Below are 20542 nucleotides of genomic sequence, written 5' to 3'. Positions count from 1 at the left end.
TCGAAGCAATCACATATATCAATATCGGCTACATGATACGCGCCCCTACTTTCCGGCGCAGCACACAGCGGCAGGAGCCGCACCCCCCTACAACTGAATACCGCCGCGCCGCAGAACTTACGCAGCGCGGGGACAGCCGCCTTTACCAGAGGGCGGTTTTTTTATGCGGCGGCATACGCTGACCGCCTTTTGTCCGCTTGCCGGACAGCCGCAGACGCGGCAGAAAGGATTTATTTATGGCATTTTTCAATAGCGCAGTAGACGTTTTGCAGACCCTTGTTGTAGCACTTGGAGCCGGGCTTGGTATCTGGGGCGTTATCAATCTCATGGAGGGCTACGGCAACGACAATCCGGGCGCGAAGAGCCAGGGCATGAAGCAGCTTATGGCGGGCGGCGGCGTTGCCCTTATCGGCATGACCCTTGTACCGCTGCTTTCCGGCTTGTTCGGTTAAGAAGCGCGGGTAAAGGCTTATGCAGAGCATACTTGACGCGATTAACGAATGGATAAAGGAAATCCTCATAGGAGCCATAAACGGTAATCTGTCAACTATGTTCGGGGACGTAAACGAGAAAGTCGGCACTATCGCCGCAGAGGTAGGGCAGACCCCGCAAGGGTGGAACGCAAATATATTCTCCATGATACAGACCCTTAGTGAGAATGTAATCGTACCCATTGCGGGGCTTGTCATTACCTACGTCCTATGCTATGAGCTTATCAGCATGGTAACGGAAAAGAACAATATGCACGACGTTGACACTTCCATGTTCTTCAAGTGGGTGTTCAAGGCGTTTGTGGCAGTCTACCTTGTGACGCACACCTTTGACATCACTATGGCGGTGTTCGATATGGCGCAGCACGTTGTTTCCGGCGCGGCGGGGGTAATCGGCGGCAGCACAGAGATTGATGTTGCCGCCGCCCTTGCTTCCATGCAGGACGGGCTTGACGCTATGGAAATCCCCGAACTGCTCTTACTTGTCATGGAAACAAGCCTTGTGAGCTTGTGCATGAAAATCATGTCCGTACTGATAACCGTTATCCTCTACGGGCGCATGATAGAGATTTACCTTTACTGTTCGGTATCGCCTATCCCGTTTGCAACAATGACGAACCGGGAATGGGGGCAGATAGGAAACAACTACCTCAAATCCCTGTTCGCTATCGGTTTTCAAGGCTTCCTCATTATGATATGCGTCGGCATTTACGCGGTTCTGGTAAACAACATGATAATAGCGGACAATCTGCACAGCGCGATATTCTCCCTTGCAGCCTATACCGTTATCCTCTGTTTCTCCCTGTTCAAATCCGGCGCACTGGCGAAGTCGATATTCTCCGCGCATTAGCGGCGTGTCAAGGGCAGGGTGGAGATTTTCAGAGCGAAGCGGCGAAAATACGACCCGACCTTGACGCGGATAACCCCCATATAATACGGGCGGGCAAAGGGCATAGATTGACCTTTGCCTTGATTACCCTTATGGGAAGTTACAGCAACACCAAACCCAGAGAAAGGAGGTTTTCACTTGGCGTATGTACCCGTACCCAAAGACTTATCCAAAGTCAAGACAAAAGTAGCGTTCAACCTTACCAAACGGCAGATTGTATGTTTTGCGGCGGCTCTCCTGTTCGGCTTGCCGCTTTTCTTTCTGCTCAAAGACAGCACAGGCACAAGCCTTGCGTCTATGGCTATGATTGCCGTCATGCTGCCCTGTTTCCTCTTTGCCATGTATGAGAAGCATGGACAGCCCCTTGAAGTGGTGGTGAAGAACATCATTCAGACGAAATTCATAGCCCCCAAAGAACGACCATACAGGACAGACAACTTTTATTCCGTCTTAGAACGGCAGAGAAAACTTGAAAAGGAGGTATCAGCGATTGCAAAAGGAAACACGAAGAAACAGCGCGGCGGGAAGCGCAAAGCCTAACCCGCCCCGCAAGCTCACCCGCGCCGAGAAAAAGCAGATTGCGGAAATCATCAGACAGGCAAAGGGCGACGGGAAAGCGCACACCGCGCAGCAGACAATCCCTTATATCCAGATGTACCCGGACGGTATCTGCAAGGTTACGGGACGGAAATACTCAAAGACCGTCGCCTTTGAAGATATTAACTATCAGCTTGCACAGGCAGACGACAAGACCGCCATTTTTGAGAACTGGTGCGACTTCCTCAACTACTTTGACGCTTCCGTTTCGGTGCAGCTCTCTTTCATCAATCAGGGGACGCAGCGCGGCGAAGCGGAAAAGGCGGTCAATATCCCGGCACAGGAGGACGCTTTCAATTCTATCCGCACAGAATACCGGGATATGCTGAAAAACCAGCTTGCAAAGGGCAACAACGGGCTTGTCAAAGCAAAATATATCACCTTTGCCATTGAAGCCGACAGTCTGGGCGCGGCGAAATCCCGCCTTGCCCGTATCGAAACGGACGTACTCAACAACTTTAAGCTCTTGGGCGTGTCTGCCCGCCCCATGACAGGCTATGAACGCCTTAAAATGCTGCATGGCATTTTCCACCCGGAGGGCGGGCAGTTTGCCTTTGATTTTTCATGGCTTGCCCCGTCCGGGCTTTCCACAAAGGACTTTATCGCCCCGTCCTCTTTCCGTTTTGGCGAGGGGCGGTATTTCCGCATGGGGCGCAAAATCGGCGCGGTTTCATTCCTTGAAATCCTTGCGCCGGAATTAAACGACCGTATCTTATCTGACATTCTGGACTTGGAAACGGGCGTTATCGTCAATCTGCATATCCACAGTATCGACCAGACCGAAGCCATAAAGACAATCAAGCGGAAAATCACCGACCTTGACAAAATGAAAATCGAAGAACAGAAAAAAGCGGTACGCAGCGGCTACGACATGGATATAATCCCGTCCGACCTTGCCACTTTCGGCAGCGAAGCGAAGAACCTCTTACAGGACTTGCAGAGCCGGAATGAAAGAATGTTCCTCTTGACGTTCCTTGTGGTGAACATGGCAGACACAAAAAGGAAACTGGAAAATGACGTATTCGCGGCGGCGGGCATTGCACAGAAGAACAACTGCGCCTTAACCCGCCTTGACTACCAACAGGAAGCGGGGCTTATGTCCTCTGTACCGCTTGGGGAGAACCTTATCCCCATTCAAAGAGGGCTTACCACGTCAAGCACCGCTATCTTTATCCCCTTTATCACGCAGGAGCTTTTTCAGACGGGCGCGGCTTTGTATTACGGCTTAAACGCCCTGTCTAACAACATGATACTCTGCGACCGCAAGCAGCTAAAGAACCCCAACGGCTTAATCTTGGGTACGCCGGGAAGCGGGAAATCCTTTGCCGCCAAACGGGAAATGACAAACGCTTTCCTCATTACCGACGACGACATAATTATCTGCGACCCGGAAGCAGAGTATTTTTCCCTTGTGCAGCGGCTTGACGGGCAAGTGATACGGTTATCGCCTACGGGCAAGGGCATTGACGGGAAGCCCCAGTATGTGAACCCTATGGATATTAACCTCAATTACAGCGAGGACGACAGCCCCCTTGCGCTGAAATCCGACTTTATCCTCTCCCTCTGCGAGCTTGTCATAGGCGGCAAGGAGGGCTTGCAGCCCGTCGATAAGACCGTCATTGACCGCGCTGTTAGGAACGTGTACCGCCCTTTCCTTGCAGACCCCGACCCGGAGAAAATGCCTATCTTGGGCGACCTCTACAACGAGCTTTTGAAGCAGCCGGAGCCGGAAGCGGCGCGTATCGCGGCGGCGTTGGAGCTTTATGTTTCCGGGAGCCTTAACGTCTTTAACCACAGGACGAATGTAGAGCTTTCAAACCGCCTTGTCTGCTTTGACATCAAGCAGCTTGGGAAGCAGCTCAAAAAATTAGGTATGCTCATTGTGCAGGACCAGGTATGGAACCGCGTCACCGTCAACCGGGCAGAAAGGAAATCCACCCGGTATTTTATGGACGAATTTCATCTTCTCTTGAAAGAGGAACAGACCGCCGCCTATTCCGTTGAAATCTGGAAGCGTTTCAGAAAATGGGGCGGCATACCCACAGCAATCACGCAGAACGTCAAAGATTTGCTTGCTTCCCGCGAAGTGGAGAATATCTTTGAAAACTCTGATTTTGTCCTCATGCTCAATCAGGCGGCGGGCGACCGGGCTATCCTTGCAAAGCAGCTCAACATCTCCCCGCAGCAGATGAAGTATGTCACCCACACCGAAGCGGGCGAGGGGCTTATCTTCTACGGGAACGTGGTGCTGCCCTTTGTAGACCGCTTCCCGAAAGACACCGAGCTTTACCGGGTAATGACGACGAAGCCGGAGGAAGTGGGCGAAGCATGAACGGGCTGAAAACTGACACAATCATCAACCGGGACGCGCTCTATGCCTTGCGGGAGCTTCCAGAGGAAAGCGTACACTGTTGCGTCACAAGCCCGCCCTACTATGCGCTTAGGGATTACGGGCTTGATATGCAGATTGGGCGGGAGGACACGCCGGAGCAGTACATTGACAGGCTGACCGAGGTTTTCCGCGAGCTGCGCCGGGTACTGCGTTCTGACGGTACGCTCTGGCTGAATATCGCGGACACCTACTGCGGCACAGGAAATAAAGGCTACCATGCAGACCCGAAGAACCCGAAAGGCAGAAACGGACAGCAGATTGCAAGAAACAACCGCGTTTCCGGCTGCAAACAAAAGGACTTAATCGGTATCCCTTGGCTTTTAGCCTTTGCCCTACGCGCTGACGGGTGGTATTTACGGAGCGACATTATCTGGCAGAAAGAAAACCCCATGCCGGAGAGCGTGAAAGACCGCCCTACCCGCTGCTATGAACATATCTTTCTGCTTACGAAGTCAAAGAAGTATTTTTATGACGCAGCCGCCATAGCCGAGCCGTTAGCCCCCACAACGGCGGCGCGGTACCGCACCGGGCGCAGCGCGGGACAGAAATATGCGGACGAAGTACCCGGACAGGGGAACGTACAGGGGCTTAACCGGGCGCGAAGCGGCAGCTACTACGACGAAGCCCTCATGCCGACCATGCGGAACAGGCGGGACGTGTGGCTTATCAATACCGTTCCCTACAAGGGCGGGCATTTCGCCGCGTTCCCGCCAAAACTTGCCGAAACCTGTATCAAGGCGGGCTGTCCGAAAGGCGGCGTTGTGCTTGACCCCTTTTTCGGCAGCGGCACGACGGGGGCAGCCGCAAAGCAGCTTGACAGGCATTATATAGGCATTGAGATAAACGCCGAGTATTGCGCCCTTGCAAGGGCGCGGATTGGAGGGACAGACACATAAAACAATATAAGGCGCGTGAAAAAGTCACGCAGAAAATGACCCGCGAGGGGGCTGTCGAGGTAAACGCCGCTACCGGGAAAAAGAAACGTATCAGCAAGCGGATAAGGGACGCGGACTTTGCAAAGACCGAAGCCCCACCGCAGCCGGAACAGGCAGCGCAGCCCCTACCGGGCGGCGCAACTTCCCCGCCCTTAACCGACACGCCGCCGCTTCCCCATGCGCCGGGGGCAGAACGGGAACAGGACACCGCAGCAGCCGAGCGCGTCTTGGAACGTATCGACGGGGCGCGTACCAGAAAGGCGAGCAAAAAGGCGGCGAGGAAAGCACAGGCAGAAGCCACAGCAAAAGAAAAATCTTCCCGCTTGCAGTTTACCGACGAGGAACGGGCAACGCCGGAGCTTGAAAGGTATATCCGAAAATCGGACAAAGCAGCCGACCGTCTGGACGCGGCAAAGGCGGCTATCCCCAAAGAAAAGAAACTTGTACGGGAGCGCACCTTTGATGAAGCCACCGGGAAAGGCAAGACCCGCCTACATTTTGAGGAACAGGAAAAGCCCATAGGAAAGAATAAGCCCCACAATAACCCGCTATCCCGCCCCGCACAGGAAGCGGGTATTTTCGTCCACAACAAGATACATTCCGTTGAAAAGGACAATTCCGGCGTTGAGGGGGCGCACAAATCCGAAGAACTGGCAGAGCGCGGCGCAAAGTACGGGGCGCGGAAAGTCAAGGAGGGCTACCACAGCCACAAGCTCAAACCCTACCGGGCGGCGGCAAAGGCAGAGAAAGCGGCGTTCAAGGCGAATGTGGATTTTCAGTACCATAAAGCCCTGCATGACAATCCGCAGATTGCGGGCAATCCCCTTTCCCGCTTCATGCAGAAGCAGCAAATCAAGCGGCAGTATGCAAAGTCGGCAAGGAAAGGCGGCGCAAAAACGGCGCAGAAAGCCGCAGAGAACACCCGCAAGGCGGCAAAAAAGACCGCCGAGGAAACAAAAAAGGCAATCGCTTTTGTAGGGCGGCACCCGGCGGGCGTATGTATCGCCGTTGCCGCGCTACTCTTATTCATCATGGTATCGGCGGGGCTTTCCTCTTGCGGTTCCATGTTCTCCGGCTTGATGAACGGCATACTTGGGACTTCCTACACGTCGGAGGACAGCGACCTTGTGGCGACGGAGAACAATTACGCCGCAAAGGAAAACGAGCTTCAGCAGCAGATTGACAATATCGAAAGCACCCACCCCGGCTATGACGAATACCGCTATGACCTTGACAGTATCGGGCATAACCCCCATGAGTTAGCGTCCTACCTCACCGCCCTTTTACAGACCTACACCCCGCAGAGCGCACAGGCAGAGCTAAATCGCGTCTTTGCCATGCAGTACACTTTGACGCTGACAGAAGAAACGGAAATCCGCTACCGCACAGAAACAAGCACAGACCCGGAAACAGGGGAAACGACCACCGAGGAAGTACCCTACGAGTACCATATCCTCAACGTGAAGCTGACGAACAAGCCCATTTCCGAGATTGCGGAGGAACTTCTAACGCCACAGCAGCTTGAAATGTACCGCGTCTATCTGGAAACAAGCGGAAACAAACCGCTGATTTTCGGCGGCGGCTCCCCCGATATGGGCGCGTCCGAGGATTTAAGCGGCGTACAGCTTGTAAACGGCACACGCCCCGGCAACACCGCCGTTGTAGACCTTGCGAAGCGGCAAGTCGGCAACGTGGGCGGGCGACCCTTTTGGAGCTGGTACGGATTTAACAGCCGCGTGGAATGGTGCGCCTGTTTCGTTTCATGGTGCTACAATCAAGCCGGAAAGAGCGAGCCGCGCTTTGCCGGGTGCCAGTCACAGGGCGTACCCTGGTTCCAGTCACGCGGGCAATGGGGCGCGAGGGGCTATGAGAATATCGCCCCCGGCGACGCTATCTTTTTCGACTGGGACGGGGACGGGAGCGCAGACCATGTGGGGCTTGTTATCGGAACGGACGGGGAGCGCGTCTATACCGTCGAGGGCAATTCCGGCGACGCCTGCAAGATAAAGAGCTACCCCGTCAATTACTCCTGTATCAAAGGCTATGGGCTGATGAACTGGAATTAACATATTTTTGAGCAAAGAAAGGAGAAATTTATTGATGGCTATGAACAAAATTGAACGTATCGACAAAGAGATTGCAAAGACCCGCGAGAAAATCACCGAGTACCAGAACAGATTAAGGGGGCTTGAAGCGCAGAAAACCGAAGCGGAAAACCTGCAAATCGTACAGCTTGTGCGCTCCATGCGCCTTTCCCCGCATGAGCTTTCCGCTATGCTTTCCGGCGGCGGTATTCCGGGCATGGAAGCCGCGCCGGGCTACCCCGCAGAACCCGCAGACCACGACACCGAAGAAATGGAGGACACCGAGAATGAATAAGAAAATCCTTAGAACCTTGACCGCACTCTGCGCCGCCCTCATGCTGACGGGCGGCTTTTCCGTCACCGCCTTTGCACAGACCCCGGAGGGACAGGACGCGACCGACGACAGCGGCGTTGTCTATGAGGAACCCGAAAAGGAAGAACCCCTTACCCCGGACGGGAACGCGACCCTTGTAGACGATTTCGGCGGCAACAAGCAGCTTATCACAGTGACGACCAAAAACGGCAATTACTTTTATATCCTTATCGACCGGGACGACGAGGGCGAGGACACCGTACATTTCCTTAATCAAGTGGACGAAGCCGACCTTATGGCACTCATGGAGGACGGAAGCACCGAAGCAGCCCCGCCCGCCGTTTGCAGTTGCACCGATAAATGCGAAGCCGGAAAGGTAAATGTGAGCTGCCCTGTCTGCAAGGACAACATGACCGCTTGCAGCGGCAAGGAAGCGGAGCCGGAAACCGAGAAACCAACAGAGCAGCCCAAAGAGAAAGGCAATACAGGCGGGCTTGTGCTTTTCCTTGTCGTGGCACTTCTTGGCGGCGGGGGCGCGTTCTATTATTTTAAGTTTATGAAGCCAAAGCAGAACGTCAAGGGCGACACCGACCTTGAAGATTTCGATTTTGACGATTACGACGAGGACGAGGGGGACGGGCTTTCTGATGAAGAACAGGAGGACGAGGAAGCATGACGCTTTTTACCGAAAACCCTTTAGAAAAAATGATGGTACAAAGACCCACCGGGCGGCGTGACAGTGCGCCGCCCGTTCCAAAATCCCCGGCGTGTATGCGTTGCCCTTATAAGGCGCAATCCCCCTGTATCGGCTATTGTCTGAAACAGGCACAGGAGAAGAAGCACACCGCGCCGGAACGCTGAAAGGAGGATTTTTTCATGGCATTTAGACTTGTGATTGCAGAAAAGCCGAGCGTGGCGCAGACTATCGCCGCCGCGCTTGGCATTAAGGGGAAACAGGACGGGTATATCGAGGGCGGCGGCTACCTCATTTCATGGTGCGTCGGGCATTTGGTACAGCTTGCGGAAGCTGCCGCCTACGGGGAGCAATATAAAAAATGGAGTTTTGACAGCTTACCCATTCTGCCGGAGGAATGGCAGTACGCCGTTGACCCGGACAAGGGGAAGCAATTCAAAACCATTAAAGAGCTTATGCACCGCGCCGACGTTTCCGAAGTGGTAAATGCGTGTGACGCGGGGCGCGAGGGTGAATTGATTTTCCGCTTTGTCTACGAAGTGGCGGGCTGCAAGAAGCCCATGCGCCGCTTGTGGATTTCTTCAATGGAGGACGGGGCGATTAAGGCGGGCTTTGCTTCCCTCAAAGACGGGCGGGACTATGGCGCGCTCTTTGCGTCCGCCCTCTGCCGCGCAAAGGCTGACTGGCTTATCGGCATTAACGCCACCCGGCTTTTCTCCTGCCTGTATGGAAAGACCTTGAACGTGGGGCGCGTCCAGACCCCGACCTTAAAAATGCTCACCGACCGGGACGCGGCTATCTCCCATTTCCAGAAAGAAAAATATTATCATGTTCGCCTTGATTTATCCGGCGCGGACGCGGCAAGCGAAAGGATTTCGGACAAGGCAGAAGCCGACGCGCTGAAAGGGGCTTGCGAAGCGGGAAAGGCGGTATGCGTTTCCCTTACCAGAGAGAAGAAAACCGCAGCCCCGCCAAAGCTCTTTGACCTTACCTCTTTGCAGCGGGAAACGAACCGCATTTTCGGTTACACCGCAAAGCAGACCCTTGACCTTGCACAATCCCTTTATGAAAAGCGGCTCCTTACTTATCCGAGGACGGACAGCAGCTTTCTTACTGACGACATGGGCGGCACCGCAGCGGACATTATCGCGCTGCTTTGCGAAAAGCTCCCCTTTATGGCGGGCGCGGACTTCACGCCGGAGATTGCAAAGGTATTAGACAGCAAGAAAGTATCAGACCACCACGCAATCATTCCCACTATGGAGCTTGCAAAGGCTGACCCGGACGCGCTGCCGGAAAGCGAGAAGAATATCCTTACCCTTGCGGGGGCGCGTCTGCTTTTTGCCACCGCCGAGCCGCATATTTATGAAGCGGTTACGGCGGTTTTCTCATGCGCCGGGACAGACTTCACCGCAAGGGGAAAGACCGTACTTGCGGAGGGTTGGAAAGAGCTTGAACGCAGATACCGGGCGACGCTGAAAGATAAGCCCGAAGCAGAGGACGGGGAAAATGAGGGCGTGACGCTGCCGGAGCTTTCCGAGGGACAGAACTTTCCTAACCCCGCCGCAAAAGTAACGGAGCATACCACAACGCCGCCGAAGCCCCACAGCGAAGCGTCGCTTCTCTCTGCTATGGAGCGAGCCGGGAACGGGGACACCGACCCGGACGCGGAACGCCGGGGGCTTGGCACTCCCGCCACCCGCGCCGCCGTCATTGAAAAACTGGTAAAGGGCGGCTTTGCAGAGCGCAAGGGGAAGCAGCTTATCCCCACGCAGAACGGAGCCGCCCTTATATCAGTCTTGCCGGATATGCTCACTTCCCCGCAGCTTACCGCAGAATGGGAAAACAATCTGACGCAGATAGCAAAGGGAGCCGCAGACCCCGGCGAATTTCTGTCCGGCATTGAAGCTATGGCGCGGGAGCTTGTGCAGACACACGCCGCAGCACTGGACGGGAAAAAGGATTTGTTCCGGGAGGAAAAGCCCTCTGTCGGCAAATGCCCCCGTTGCGGTTCCCCCGTCCATGAGGGGAAGAAAAACTATTATTGCAGCAACAAAGAATGTGCCTTTGTCATGTGGAAGAATGACCGCTTTTTCGAGGAACGCAAGACCGCTTTTTCCGCGAAGATTGCCGCCGCGCTCCTTAAATCCGGCAAAGTGAATGTGAAGAAGCTCTATTCCCCGAAAACAGGCAAGACCTATGACGGAACTATCGTTCTGGCTGACACTGGCGGGAAATACGTCAACTACCGTATCGAAGTACAGAAGAACTAAAAACTTGAATAGCAAGCATAGGAAGCGGGTACCCACTTCCGTAAATCCCTGTCCTGCCGCTGACGCGCCGGACGGGGATTTTGCTTGTTGGGAAGTTTCCCAAACCCTCTAAAAAAATGAAAAAATTGTTGGCATAACGCACAGCCCACCGTAGTACGGGGCGAACCCCAAAAGCGCGGCGGTGCGCCGCCATTTCAGAAAGGAGCGAATGAATGGAAAAGAAAAAAGGTTACTCCATGTTTGAGCGTGACAAGTTAGACCCGGCTGACAGTATGCGGATAGAGCGAAATATTTATTTTGAGGAACAGACCGCTGACCTTTCCGGGCTTACCGCCCTGCCCTTAGAACAGTTACAGGCATTGCGGGAAGAATACGCGGCGGCTGAACAGGCAGCTTTTGAAGCCTTGCAAGAACAGGCGGCGGCATGGGACGAACAGGCGGGAAAGACCCTTGCCATTGACAAAGCCATTGAGTATGTGAGGACACCCGAAGCTACGCATACCGCGAACCAGTGGGAAGCTACGGACTACGGGAAGCACATCAGCAACCGCGTCTACCAAATGCGCTACCACATATCCGAGAATACCCGGTATGACAGGGAAAAAGAGAAATCCATTCCCTATTCGTGGACGCTTTCATGGAGTATTTACACCAACAGCCCCCACAATTACGGACAGGCAAAAATCGCCGGACAGGAAAGGAAAGTCTTTGCAGACAAGGCAGCTATGGAAAAATATCTGAATGGGCGTATCAAAGCCTATCAGCATTTATTCACCGAGGTATCGCCGCCTATCCCGCCAGAGTATGCAGAGCATTTCAAAGTAAACGGGCAGCTTTTACCGGGCTATGCTATCGAGGGCGAGGAACGGGCGCAGCCTACCGCTGAAAAAGCAGCCCCCACCACAGCAGAGCCGCCACAGGACACCGAACAGAGAAAGGAGCGTGAAACCATAAACGAGCAGTTTTCAATTCTTATCGACAGCCGCAGCCGCTTTGAAACAGGCAAACCGGGCGGCGTGTGGCTTCCCATGCCGACCACAACAGAGCAGCTTCATGCGGCTATGGAAAGCGTCGGCATTACCGCAGACAATCCGCAGGATTTTTTCATCAACGGGTATTCTTCTACGGAGGACTGCCCCTTTGACTTGCCGCTTTCCGTTATCCAAAGCGCAAGCATGGACGAGCTGAATTATTTTGGAAAACTTCTGGAAATGCAGAGTGACGGGGACAAGGATAAATTTGCGGCGGCGGTTACACATGGCGAGTATGCCGGAAGCATGAAAGACCTTATCAACCTTGCACAAAACCTTGACTGTTACTGGCTCTATCCCACTGTCCGCAGCGAAGAAGATTACGGTTATTATCTTATCGACGAACTGGACGAGCTGGAGCTTCCCGAAGAAGCAAAGAAATATTTCAAGTATGAAGAATACGGGCGGGACGCAGTTAGCAAGGATAAGGGGCAGTTTACCGAACAGGGCTATATCTATAACAATCAGAACACCTTTACCGAATGGTATCGGGGAACGGAAAACGAGATACCCAAAGAATACCGCGTTATGAGCTTCCCACAGCCGGAACGCGGCGGACAGGACAAGACCTTTATGGACGCAGCCGCCACAGAGCAGACCGCCCGAACCGCCGCAGAGCAGCCACAGGAGCCGCACCCGGTTATCCCTATCGTGCTGACAGCCGGGAAGCCCGCCGAGAAATTAAAAGAGATTACCGACCGTCTGGAACAGGGCATTACGGAACTCTTTGACAGCGAGCGTTACAAGGAATATCTGAAAGTCATGTCAAAATTCCATAATTACAGCTTCCGAAACACCGTCCTTATCGCCATGCAGAAGCCGGACGCTTCCCTTTTGGCGGGCTTTTCCGCTTGGAAGAACAACTTTGAGCGAAATGTGATGAGAGGGCAAAAGGGAATTAAAATCATTGCCCCGTCGCCCTATAAAATCAAACAGGAAATGCAGAAAATCGACCCGCACACGCAGAAGCCCATAATCGGCAAGGACGGAAAGCCCGTCACCGAGGAAAAGGAAATCACCATACCCGCCTACAAGGTGGTATCCGTCTTTGACGTTTCCCAGACCGAGGGAAAGGAACTGCCGGACATTGCCGTTGACGAACTGACAGGCGACGTTGACCGCTATAAGGACTTTTTCGCAGCCCTTGAAAAGACTTCCCCCGTTCCTATCGCCTTTGAGAATATCGAGGGCGGCTCTCATGGCTACTACCACTTGGAGGACAAGCGCATTGCTATCAACGAGGGCATGAGCGAATTACAGACCTTAAAGACCGCCATTCACGAAATCGCCCATGCGAAGCTGCACGACATTGACCTCAACGCGCCAAAGGACGAGCAACCCCGCGTTGACCGCCGCACCCGCGAAGTCGAAGCGGAAAGCGTCGCCTATACCGTCTGCCAACATTACGGGCTTGACACGTCGGACTATTCTTTCGGCTATGTCGCCGGGTGGAGCAGCGGGCGGGAGCTGTCCGAGCTGAAAAGCTCCCTTGAAACGATACGCAGCGCAGCCGCCGAGATTATCAATTCCATAGACGCGAATTTTGCGGAGCTGCAAAAGGCACAGGACAAGGAGCAGACCGCCGGACAGGAGCAGCCCACCAGAGAGGGACAAGAAGCCGCGCCACAGCCGGAAGCCCCGAAAAAAGCAGATACAGCCGGGAAAGAAAAGCCGGAAGCAGCCCCGAAAGAAGCCTTTACCCCGGAAACGATTTACAGAGTGCGCCGGAACCCTTACAGCGACAGCCGGGAAAACAGCCACCTCTTGCAAGCCTATGTGACACAGGAGAACGGGCGGGCGAAAATGGGCGACGTGCTTTATACGGGAACGCCGGAGAAATGCCGCGAGCTTATGGGGCAGCTCAAAAGCGGCGAGCTGACCGAGGGCGACGTAAAGCAGCTTTACGCAAAGGCACAGGAAACGGCGCAGACCACCGGACAGGACAAGGACACCTTTTCCATTTACCAGATAAAGGGCGGGGACGAAACAAGGGACTTCCGCTTTGAGCCTTACGACCGCCTGCAGGCGGCGGGAAATGTGGTTGATAAAGCGAACTATGAGCTTGTCTATTCCGCGCCCCTTGCGCCGGAAACTTCCCTTGAAGATATTTATACCCGCTTCAATATCGACCACCCAAAAGATTTTAAGGGACACAGCCTTTCCGTTTCGGACGTGGTAGTGCTTCATCAGAACGGACAGGACACCGCGCATTACGTTGACAGCGTAGGCTTCCGGCAAGTGCCGGAGTTTTTACAGGAGCAGAAGCAGCTTACCCCGGACGAGCTGACAACGGGCGAAACAATCCAGACACCGAGGGGGACTTTCCATGTGACCGCCATGAGCCGGGAGCAGATAGAAGCCGCCGGATATGGCTTTCACCACCAGTCGGACGACGGAAAGTATCTGATTATGGGGAACGGGACGCGGGCGTTTGCTGTTGCCGCAGAGCAGCCGGAAAAGGCAAACCCCTTGAAGCATATCGAGGACACCGTAGAGCAGAACGACAACAACTTTGACGGTATCATCAACAACACCCCTACCGTTGACGAACTGGAAGCAAAGGTTAAGGCGGGAGAAACAATTTCCCTTGTTGACCTGGCTAACGCGGTCAAAGCCGACAAAGAGCGCGGCAAGGAAGCGAAGCCGGAAAAGAAGCCCTCTATCCGGGCGCAGCTTAGGGCTGACAAGGAAAAGGCGCAGAAGAAAAACGCAAAGCAGAAATTACAGGATTTGGAAAGGAGCTGACCCATGCCGAAACAGAGTAAATTTGAGAACGTGGATTTGTTCGCTTCCCTCAATGCGGTTATGAAGCAGAACACAGGCTTTTACCAGAGCGACTTGGAGATTGACAAGGAGATTATCGCAAAGGCGGCGGCAAGCCCCCGCAAGGAGGACAAGACCCTTTTGTGGTTCTGCCGCCCGTCCGGGACGCATTGCTTCCGGGAGCGCGACGTTTTCCTCAAAGACACCGCGCCCCACAACACATGGCGTTTCTACATGGAGCAGACGAGCGACCGCGTCCTTGCCTATGCAATCGAGCTAACGGGGACGGAGCGCGGGAAAATCAAGGGCAATCTGTACGAACTGGACTACGCTAAACATTATGAGCGCGTCAAGGAAAAGGAGCTGCCCGCCGATACGGTGAAGCTGATTTATGAGCATGGGGAACGGGAGATACCCGCCGGACAGTTTTTCAACGGCAATCCCGATTATGAGCTTGGAAAGTTTGAACGCTTTGAAGCCGTACCCAACGACCCGGACGCGCTGCAATCGCTCTTACAGGAAGAACGGCGCAGCCGGGAGCAGCTTCCGCCGGGGGATTTCAAGGCGCATATCGCCGCATTGCGGGACGGGCTGATTGAAACGGAAGCGCGGCGCATTGTACGGGAAATGAAGCGGCACGACACGCCGAACAGCCCCAACAAGACCCATTTCATGGTAGAGCTTTCCCCGGCGTTCATGCAGCTTGCAGCCACAAAGGACACTGACCGCCTTTTCTCCATGCTGCCCTACAAGACCCTTGCCTTTTCCAAAATCGAGGGCAGACATGGGACGTATGCGCTGATTGACAAGGGGGAGAACCGGGACAGGAAGATAAGGAAGCCCCGCCCCTCTATCCGGGCGCAGCTTAAAGCAGACAAGGCAAAGACCGCCCCGAAAAAGGCGGCGGCAAAAACAAAAAATCACGATATGGAGGTATGAGCATGATTAGACTGACTGTTGAAGAAACAAACCTTTTGAGCATTTACAACGAGGGCGGCAAGCGGGCTTTGATTGAGAATGTCAACGCCGCGCTGCCCTACATGGACGCGGATATGCGGGAGCTTGCAAAGCGCACCCTTTCCAAAGTGGACGCTTTGACCGAAGCGGAATTTGCAGAGCTTCCCATTTACGCCGCTGATGAAGTATGAACGGGGTTAAGCGGCTGACGCCGCCCCAGAGCCGGAAAGTCAACGCCCTTGTGCGCCGGACGTGCTGCAATTATGATAACGGGAACTGTATCTTACTGGACGACGGGGACGAGTGCGTTTGTCCGCAGCTCATTTCCTATTCGCTTCTCTGCAAGTGGTTCCGGGCTGCGGTGCTTCCCGCCGACAGGCTACTCTATGCGGAGCTTTACCAGACAGGGGACAAGAAGAAGTGTACCGAGTGCGGCGCGTTCTTTGCGTCAACCTCTAACAGTGTCAAATACTGCCCCGTCTGCCGGAAGCGTATCACCCGCAGACAAGCTGCCGAGCGCATGAGGAAAAGACGCACCCCTGTTACGCAGTAGGTGCGGAAAATCCCTTGATTTACAGGGCTTTCCGGGCGTGAAAATCGGATAGGCGATACTTTATACCTTTACCCCCGAAAATGGCGTTCTACTGCGTAACATTCACGAAAACAGCACCCATAAAAAGACAGGGCGCGGAAGTCATATACTGGCTTCCGCGCCCTGTTCTTTTTTTGCCTATCTGACATTTCCCTTTTCCATTTCTTCAAGCGGGAACTGCGGGAGGGCTTCTATCAGCTTCTTTGTGATAGACTGGCGCATATCTTCGTTGATTTCCTGTTTCGTGCTTCCGTCTGGCTGTCTGACCGCTACCGTCGATAGCCTGTCGATTTCGTCCTTGTAGCAATCCACGACTTTCTCCACCGCCCATTTCTCCCCGGCAACGGCGGCGCGTATGGTTTCATATTCCGGCATTTTCTGGTTTTCCATGCTCAACGCTCCTCTGCTTTTTGATAGCCCTATCATAGCACAGCGGCGGGGATTTTGCTATCCTTATCCGCGTTCTGTTTCCTTTTCCCGTTCCGGCTGTCTGTCTGCCTGTAAAATGCTGTCAATGTTCTGCTTGATAATATCATATTCCCGGACTTTCTTTTTCAATTTTCCATAGTCGGCGTAAAGGGCTTCTTTCTGCGCTTGGAGGGCTTCATACTCCGATTGCAGCGCGGCGAGGTTCGGGAGCTTCGCAATGCCCGCCGCTTTCAGTGACCTTACGGCGGCTTCATGGAGGATAATTGCCTGTTCCTGTCCGGCGCGGTACTTCTCCCTGTTCCTTGCCTTGCGGTATGCGTCATAGACAGGCTTTGTCTTTTGATAGGTGGAAACATTCTTGATAAGCACCGCCATTTCCGCAAGCCGCTTTTCGGCGTTCTTCAATGCGTCTGCCGCCTGTCCGCTTTCCGCTGCCATTTCCTCAATCCGGCTGACTAAATCCGCGTACTGCTCAATCTTATGTTCCGTCAAGAAATTCATTGTTTTAGCTGCCTGTTTCAGATTGTGGATTTTCGCCCACTGTTCATAGCCCTTACTCTGCGCTGCCTTGATACTGTTCTCAATGTCGATAAGCAGCGACACGCCGCGCTGCTCTCTGGGAGCTTTCGCCACCTTTGTCCGTCTGCCCGCTATCCGTTCCCTTACGGCTTCCTCTGTATAGTCTGCGCCGAGGGTTTTAAGGCGGGTGAAGCGTTCCTGTCCGGGGGCGCGGCATGATACATATTTCCCCGGCTTTATCTCATAGCCCGCCGCCTGTAACCGCGTTAGCAATTCCTCAAAACTGGAAACTTGGGGGATAAGCGCGTCAACAGTGGTTTTCAGCTTGCCTTTCCAACTTGTACCCGTCTTTTCTGCCTGGTACTCCGCATAGCTCTTTCCCTTGCTGCCCTTGCCGGGGACGACAACGGACAAGCCATTTTCCCGGCACAGCTTGTCGCTCATGTTCCGTATGCCGTAATAGCTCCTTTTGTTGGAATTGTATTTATGGTGGTCTACAAAGTTCACCGCGCAAAAAATGATATGGTTATGGACGTGTCCTTTGTCAATGTGCGTCGTGAGTACATACTCATGCTGCCCCTTTGTTACCGCGTCGGCAAGCTGCTTTCCGATTTCATGGGCTTTCTGATAATCGACTTCCCCCGGCTCAAAGGACTGTATCAGATGAAAGGCTAAATTGTTCCCCTTTTGGAGTGCTTGCGACAGGGTATATTCAAACTCAATATCTGCCGTTTCATAGGAGCAACCGAAAGAGGACACAAGCATTTTCCCGTCCGTCTTGTCCGGGTTTTCGATATAGTCAAGGGCTTTGCTTAGAGTGCTTTTAATAGGCTTAATCTTTGTAACCGCCATATCTCCGCAAGCACCCCCTTTATTTCCTCTATGTCCTCTTGGTATGCGTTCCCCGTCGCGTTTACGCGGCGTGCTATCTGGTTGACGTTGACACCGATTTTCTGTATCTCTGCGGTCATAGCCTTTATATCGGCGTGGTCTATCTGAATGATATACCCGTCAATGGCAATCTTCCGCAGATACGCCGCCATGTTCCGGGTGGGTACGAGCTTCATTTTTTCCAGTATTAAATCCCGTTCCGCTTCCGTCACTCTGAATTTGATTTGCACTGTCCTTTTGCGTCCGTCCATGTGTTCGCTCCTTTCCTTTCCGTTCCGAGGGTTTGGGACACTTCCCAACAAGCAATTTTCAACCGACGCGCCGCAGCGCGGGAGGGCGAAAATACGGAAGTGGTACCCGCTTCCTATGCTTGCTACGAATGTTTTTATCCTTTAGGCTCTTATCACCTACTACGGAGAAAAAGCGATTTTGCCAAACTTACGCAAAAGAAAAACGCTGCAACCTCAAAAAAGATTACAACGCTTTCTAAATCCTGTTCAGTTTTAAGTCGGACATTCCTATTCGCCCTCTTTTTCGACTTCGGAAATCTCCTTTGCCGTTGCGGTTACAATCCGTATGCCTGTATCGCTCATACCGTCAAGAAGCGCGTCAAGCTGCCGCCGCTGCGTGTTCTTCTCCGGCGGCGTTTCTAAAAGGAATTGGTCTACGGATATATGGTAACGCTGTATCAGCTCAAAGAATATCTGTAAACTTGGGTGCTGCCCCTTGTTCTCAATGTTCGCAAGGTAGCGCGGCGAGATAAACATTTCGTCGCCTACTTTCTTGCGGCTCTCCTTGCATCCCTCACGCGCTGCCTTTATCGCTGCCCCAAAAGCCTTAAAGTCGTATCGTGGTACTGGTCTTTTTGCCATAGTTATTCACCCTATTACATTTTACTGTTCCCCTTTCTTCTTGGATATGTCTACGTAGTTCTATCAGTTAGCCAAAATAATTCATATATATATATGTTGACAACAAGCTGCTTTTGTATATAATATTATATAAAAGGGGGGGAATGTTTATGTTACATAGCATGCGTATTCGATAAGCATTGAAATCAAAAAAGATTTTTCCCATTTTCAATATGGGCTTTTTTGTCATGCTTATTTTGCGTATGCTATACAACAAAACTAACGACGTATAGACATAGTATAAAAACTATGCCTTAATTTTGTTGTAGTATTATATGTATAAATGCAGGTCAATGCTCATGTTGAGAATTGACCTGCATTTTTTTGCGCAAAAGGAGAAATATTATGCTTGAAAAATATTGGATAAAATGTCCAATTTGTAACGGAAAGACGAGGGTTCAAGTATTTTATAATACGGTATTAAGAAATTTTCCTCTTTTCTGCCCTAAATGTAAATTAACGCATATCGTTGATGTTGAAAAACTAGAAATCATAATCAAAAACTCTGAAAAACAAACTTTTTAATTTTGAAAAGGAAGGATATTTAAATGAAACACTTACCTAAAAGTACACCTACGGAAATATTGAATGACCCATACGGATTTACTTACAAAGAAATGTCGGAAGTAATTGGAGAGGATAAAGCAAGAGCCTTATATACGGAATTGTATAAACAGCCATTTCACAAAGAAAATCTATCAATATCAACAAAAAAAGTCTATAAAAGTAGCGATACTGAAAAGTATGTTTATGAATTGAAAGATAACAGGTATATTGAAACGGTTTTTATTAAACGGCGAGATGGTGGGACTGTTTGCGTAAGTACGCAAGTTGGTTGTTCTGTTGGCTGTATTTTTTGTGAGTCCGGACGCAATGGTTTTGTTCGTAATCTAACACCGTCTGAAATTGTGCAGCAGGTTGTATTGATACGTCAAAAAGTAAATCGTATCGTTTTTATGGGAATGGGAGAACCTTTATTCAATTACGACAACTTGATTGCAGCAATCCATATTCTTCGAGATAGAAATGGACTTAACTTTCCAACCGACGGCATTACCGTATCAACAGTTGGTCCAGTTAATCAATTAAAAAAATTGCGCGAAGAACATCTAAAAATTCAGTTGACAATATCTTTACATGCAGCAACACAGGCTGCGAGAAACTGTATCATTCCTCATATGCACATGTACGCTATTGAAGATGTTGTTAAGCAAGCATTGTCCTATTCTCAAAGGCATAATCGAAAAGTGGTATTTGCGTATTTGCTTTTACCAGGTATAAATGACCGTTCCTCAGATATAAGGCAACTTGCAAAATGGTTTAAGGGCAAAAATGTTATGATTAACGTGCTGCAATACAACCCGACGAGTAATTCAAAAATTAGAGCACCACAAAAACAAGAAATGGTTGCGTTCAAACATCAATTAGAGCAAACAGGACTTGAAGTTACCATGAGAGTTTCTCATGGTAGAGAGATTAAAGCAGCTTGTGGACAGTTAGCTAATACATATAATAAAGCCAAAAAACAACAGAAATAATTTAATTAAAAGAGCCAGACGCACAGACGCAGAGCCGATAATATGCAGTTTGAAATACTGCTGTTATCGGCTCTTTTTTGATTTTAATTTGTGCCCCTAATAACCATATTGGAGCAAAATCAGAACTGTTGCTTGTCGTTCTTTGATTTCCGCAGCAGCTTTGAAAAATCAAAGCCGCCGTTTCTTTTTATCTTCTAATGAAATGACGCGGTATCACTGTTGAAATCGGCGGCTAAAGGAGGT

At 51.9% G+C, this 20542-nt stretch carries 20 protein-coding genes; 16 read left to right on the top strand and 4 right to left on the bottom strand.

Features of this window, described 5'->3' with window-relative positions:
* Nucleotides 1–236: 236 nt before the first annotated feature.
* From ANCC_RS01680 to ANCC_RS01615, 14 genes are all read left to right on the top strand, one after another.
* The gene (locus ANCC_RS01680) at nucleotides 237–452 is read left to right on the top strand and encodes a Maff2 family mobile element protein (RefSeq protein ID WP_002569168.1); all 216 of its coding nucleotides are present in this window, start codon (nucleotides 237–239) and stop codon (nucleotides 450–452) included.
* Nucleotides 453–471: 19 nt separating this feature from the next.
* On the top strand, nucleotides 472–1341 hold the full coding sequence (locus ANCC_RS01675; RefSeq protein WP_002595174.1) for a VirB6/TrbL-like conjugal transfer protein, CD1112 family: 870 nt from the start codon (nucleotides 472–474) through the stop codon (nucleotides 1339–1341).
* A gap of 177 nt (nucleotides 1342–1518) precedes the next feature.
* The gene (locus ANCC_RS01670; protein WP_002569171.1) at nucleotides 1519–1920 is read left to right on the top strand and encodes a PrgI family protein; all 402 of its coding nucleotides are present in this window, start codon (nucleotides 1519–1521) and stop codon (nucleotides 1918–1920) included.
* Complete coding sequence (locus ANCC_RS01665) at nucleotides 1871–4309, top strand: VirB4-like conjugal transfer ATPase, CD1110 family (protein ID WP_002569172.1); 2439 nt, start codon at nucleotides 1871–1873, stop codon at nucleotides 4307–4309. Before ANCC_RS01670 ends, ANCC_RS01665 begins: the two co-directional genes overlap by 50 nt.
* Nucleotides 4306–5265, top strand: coding sequence for a DNA-methyltransferase (locus ANCC_RS01660; protein WP_002569173.1), 960 nt, complete (start codon nucleotides 4306–4308; stop codon nucleotides 5263–5265). Before ANCC_RS01665 ends, ANCC_RS01660 begins: the two co-directional genes overlap by 4 nt.
* A 35-nt stretch (nucleotides 5266–5300) precedes the next feature.
* Entirely contained in the window at nucleotides 5301–7370 is a 2070-nt protein-coding gene (locus ANCC_RS01655) for a C40 family peptidase (RefSeq protein ID WP_002569174.1), read from the top strand.
* Nucleotides 7371–7404: 34 nt separating this feature from the next.
* Nucleotides 7405–7683, top strand: coding sequence for a DUF4315 family protein (locus ANCC_RS01650; protein ID WP_002569175.1), 279 nt, complete (start codon nucleotides 7405–7407; stop codon nucleotides 7681–7683).
* Entirely contained in the window at nucleotides 7676–8377 is a 702-nt protein-coding gene (locus ANCC_RS01645; RefSeq protein ID WP_002569176.1) for a DUF4366 domain-containing protein, read from the top strand. Before ANCC_RS01650 ends, ANCC_RS01645 begins: the two co-directional genes overlap by 8 nt.
* Complete coding sequence (locus tag ANCC_RS01640; RefSeq protein ID WP_002569177.1) at nucleotides 8374–8562, top strand: hypothetical protein; 189 nt, start codon at nucleotides 8374–8376, stop codon at nucleotides 8560–8562. Before ANCC_RS01645 ends, ANCC_RS01640 begins: the two co-directional genes overlap by 4 nt.
* Before the next feature lie 15 nt (nucleotides 8563–8577).
* Nucleotides 8578–10668, top strand: a complete 2091-nt coding sequence (locus ANCC_RS01635) for a DNA topoisomerase 3 (RefSeq protein WP_002569178.1) — start codon at nucleotides 8578–8580, stop codon at nucleotides 10666–10668.
* A 212-nt stretch (nucleotides 10669–10880) separates the two neighbouring features.
* On the top strand, nucleotides 10881–14444 hold the full coding sequence (locus ANCC_RS01630; protein WP_002569179.1) for a YodL domain-containing protein: 3564 nt from the start codon (nucleotides 10881–10883) through the stop codon (nucleotides 14442–14444).
* A gap of 3 nt (nucleotides 14445–14447) precedes the next feature.
* Nucleotides 14448–15401 (top strand): hypothetical protein, encoded by a 954-nt coding sequence (locus ANCC_RS01625; RefSeq protein ID WP_002569180.1) that lies wholly within the window; start codon nucleotides 14448–14450, stop codon nucleotides 15399–15401.
* Nucleotides 15398–15610, top strand: a complete 213-nt coding sequence (locus ANCC_RS01620; protein WP_004607965.1) for a transposon-transfer assisting family protein — start codon at nucleotides 15398–15400, stop codon at nucleotides 15608–15610. Before ANCC_RS01625 ends, ANCC_RS01620 begins: the two co-directional genes overlap by 4 nt.
* Complete coding sequence (locus ANCC_RS01615; RefSeq protein ID WP_002569182.1) at nucleotides 15607–15972, top strand: cysteine-rich VLP domain-containing protein; 366 nt, start codon at nucleotides 15607–15609, stop codon at nucleotides 15970–15972. Before ANCC_RS01620 ends, ANCC_RS01615 begins: the two co-directional genes overlap by 4 nt.
* 177 nt (nucleotides 15973–16149) lie before the next feature.
* On the opposite strand, the gene ANCC_RS01610 is transcribed toward ANCC_RS01615, so the two are convergent.
* The 4 genes from ANCC_RS01610 to ANCC_RS01595 form a co-directional block, all read right to left on the bottom strand.
* Nucleotides 16150–16401 (bottom strand): helix-turn-helix domain-containing protein, encoded by a 252-nt coding sequence (locus ANCC_RS01610; RefSeq protein ID WP_002569183.1) that lies wholly within the window; start codon nucleotides 16399–16401, stop codon nucleotides 16150–16152.
* A 63-nt stretch (nucleotides 16402–16464) separates the two neighbouring features.
* Entirely contained in the window at nucleotides 16465–17811 is a 1347-nt protein-coding gene (locus ANCC_RS01605; RefSeq protein WP_002569184.1) for a relaxase/mobilization nuclease domain-containing protein, read from the bottom strand.
* Complete coding sequence (locus tag ANCC_RS01600; protein ID WP_002569185.1) at nucleotides 17772–18101, bottom strand: plasmid mobilization protein; 330 nt, start codon at nucleotides 18099–18101, stop codon at nucleotides 17772–17774. Before ANCC_RS01600 ends, ANCC_RS01605 begins: the two co-directional genes overlap by 40 nt.
* A 267-nt stretch (nucleotides 18102–18368) precedes the next feature.
* A complete protein-coding gene (locus tag ANCC_RS01595; protein WP_002569186.1) occupies nucleotides 18369–18722 on the bottom strand; it encodes a helix-turn-helix transcriptional regulator in 354 nt (117 codons plus the stop codon).
* A 384-nt stretch (nucleotides 18723–19106) separates the two neighbouring features.
* On the opposite strand from ANCC_RS01595, the gene ANCC_RS01590 reads away from it, so the two are divergent.
* Nucleotides 19107–19286 (top strand): cysteine-rich KTR domain-containing protein, encoded by a 180-nt coding sequence (locus ANCC_RS01590; RefSeq protein WP_002588768.1) that lies wholly within the window; start codon nucleotides 19107–19109, stop codon nucleotides 19284–19286.
* 23 nt (nucleotides 19287–19309) lie between these two features.
* A complete protein-coding gene (rlmN, locus tag ANCC_RS01585; protein ID WP_002569187.1) occupies nucleotides 19310–20299 on the top strand; it encodes a 23S rRNA (adenine(2503)-C(2))-methyltransferase RlmN in 990 nt (329 codons plus the stop codon).
* The last annotated feature ends 243 nt before the right edge of the window (nucleotides 20300–20542 follow it).

The organism is Anaerostipes caccae L1-92 (assembly GCF_014467075.1).
Classification (GTDB): domain Bacteria; phylum Bacillota; class Clostridia; order Lachnospirales; family Lachnospiraceae; genus Anaerostipes; species Anaerostipes caccae.
The sequence above is the reverse complement of the archived record's forward strand: the minus strand, read 5'-3'. Positions and strand labels throughout refer to the sequence as shown.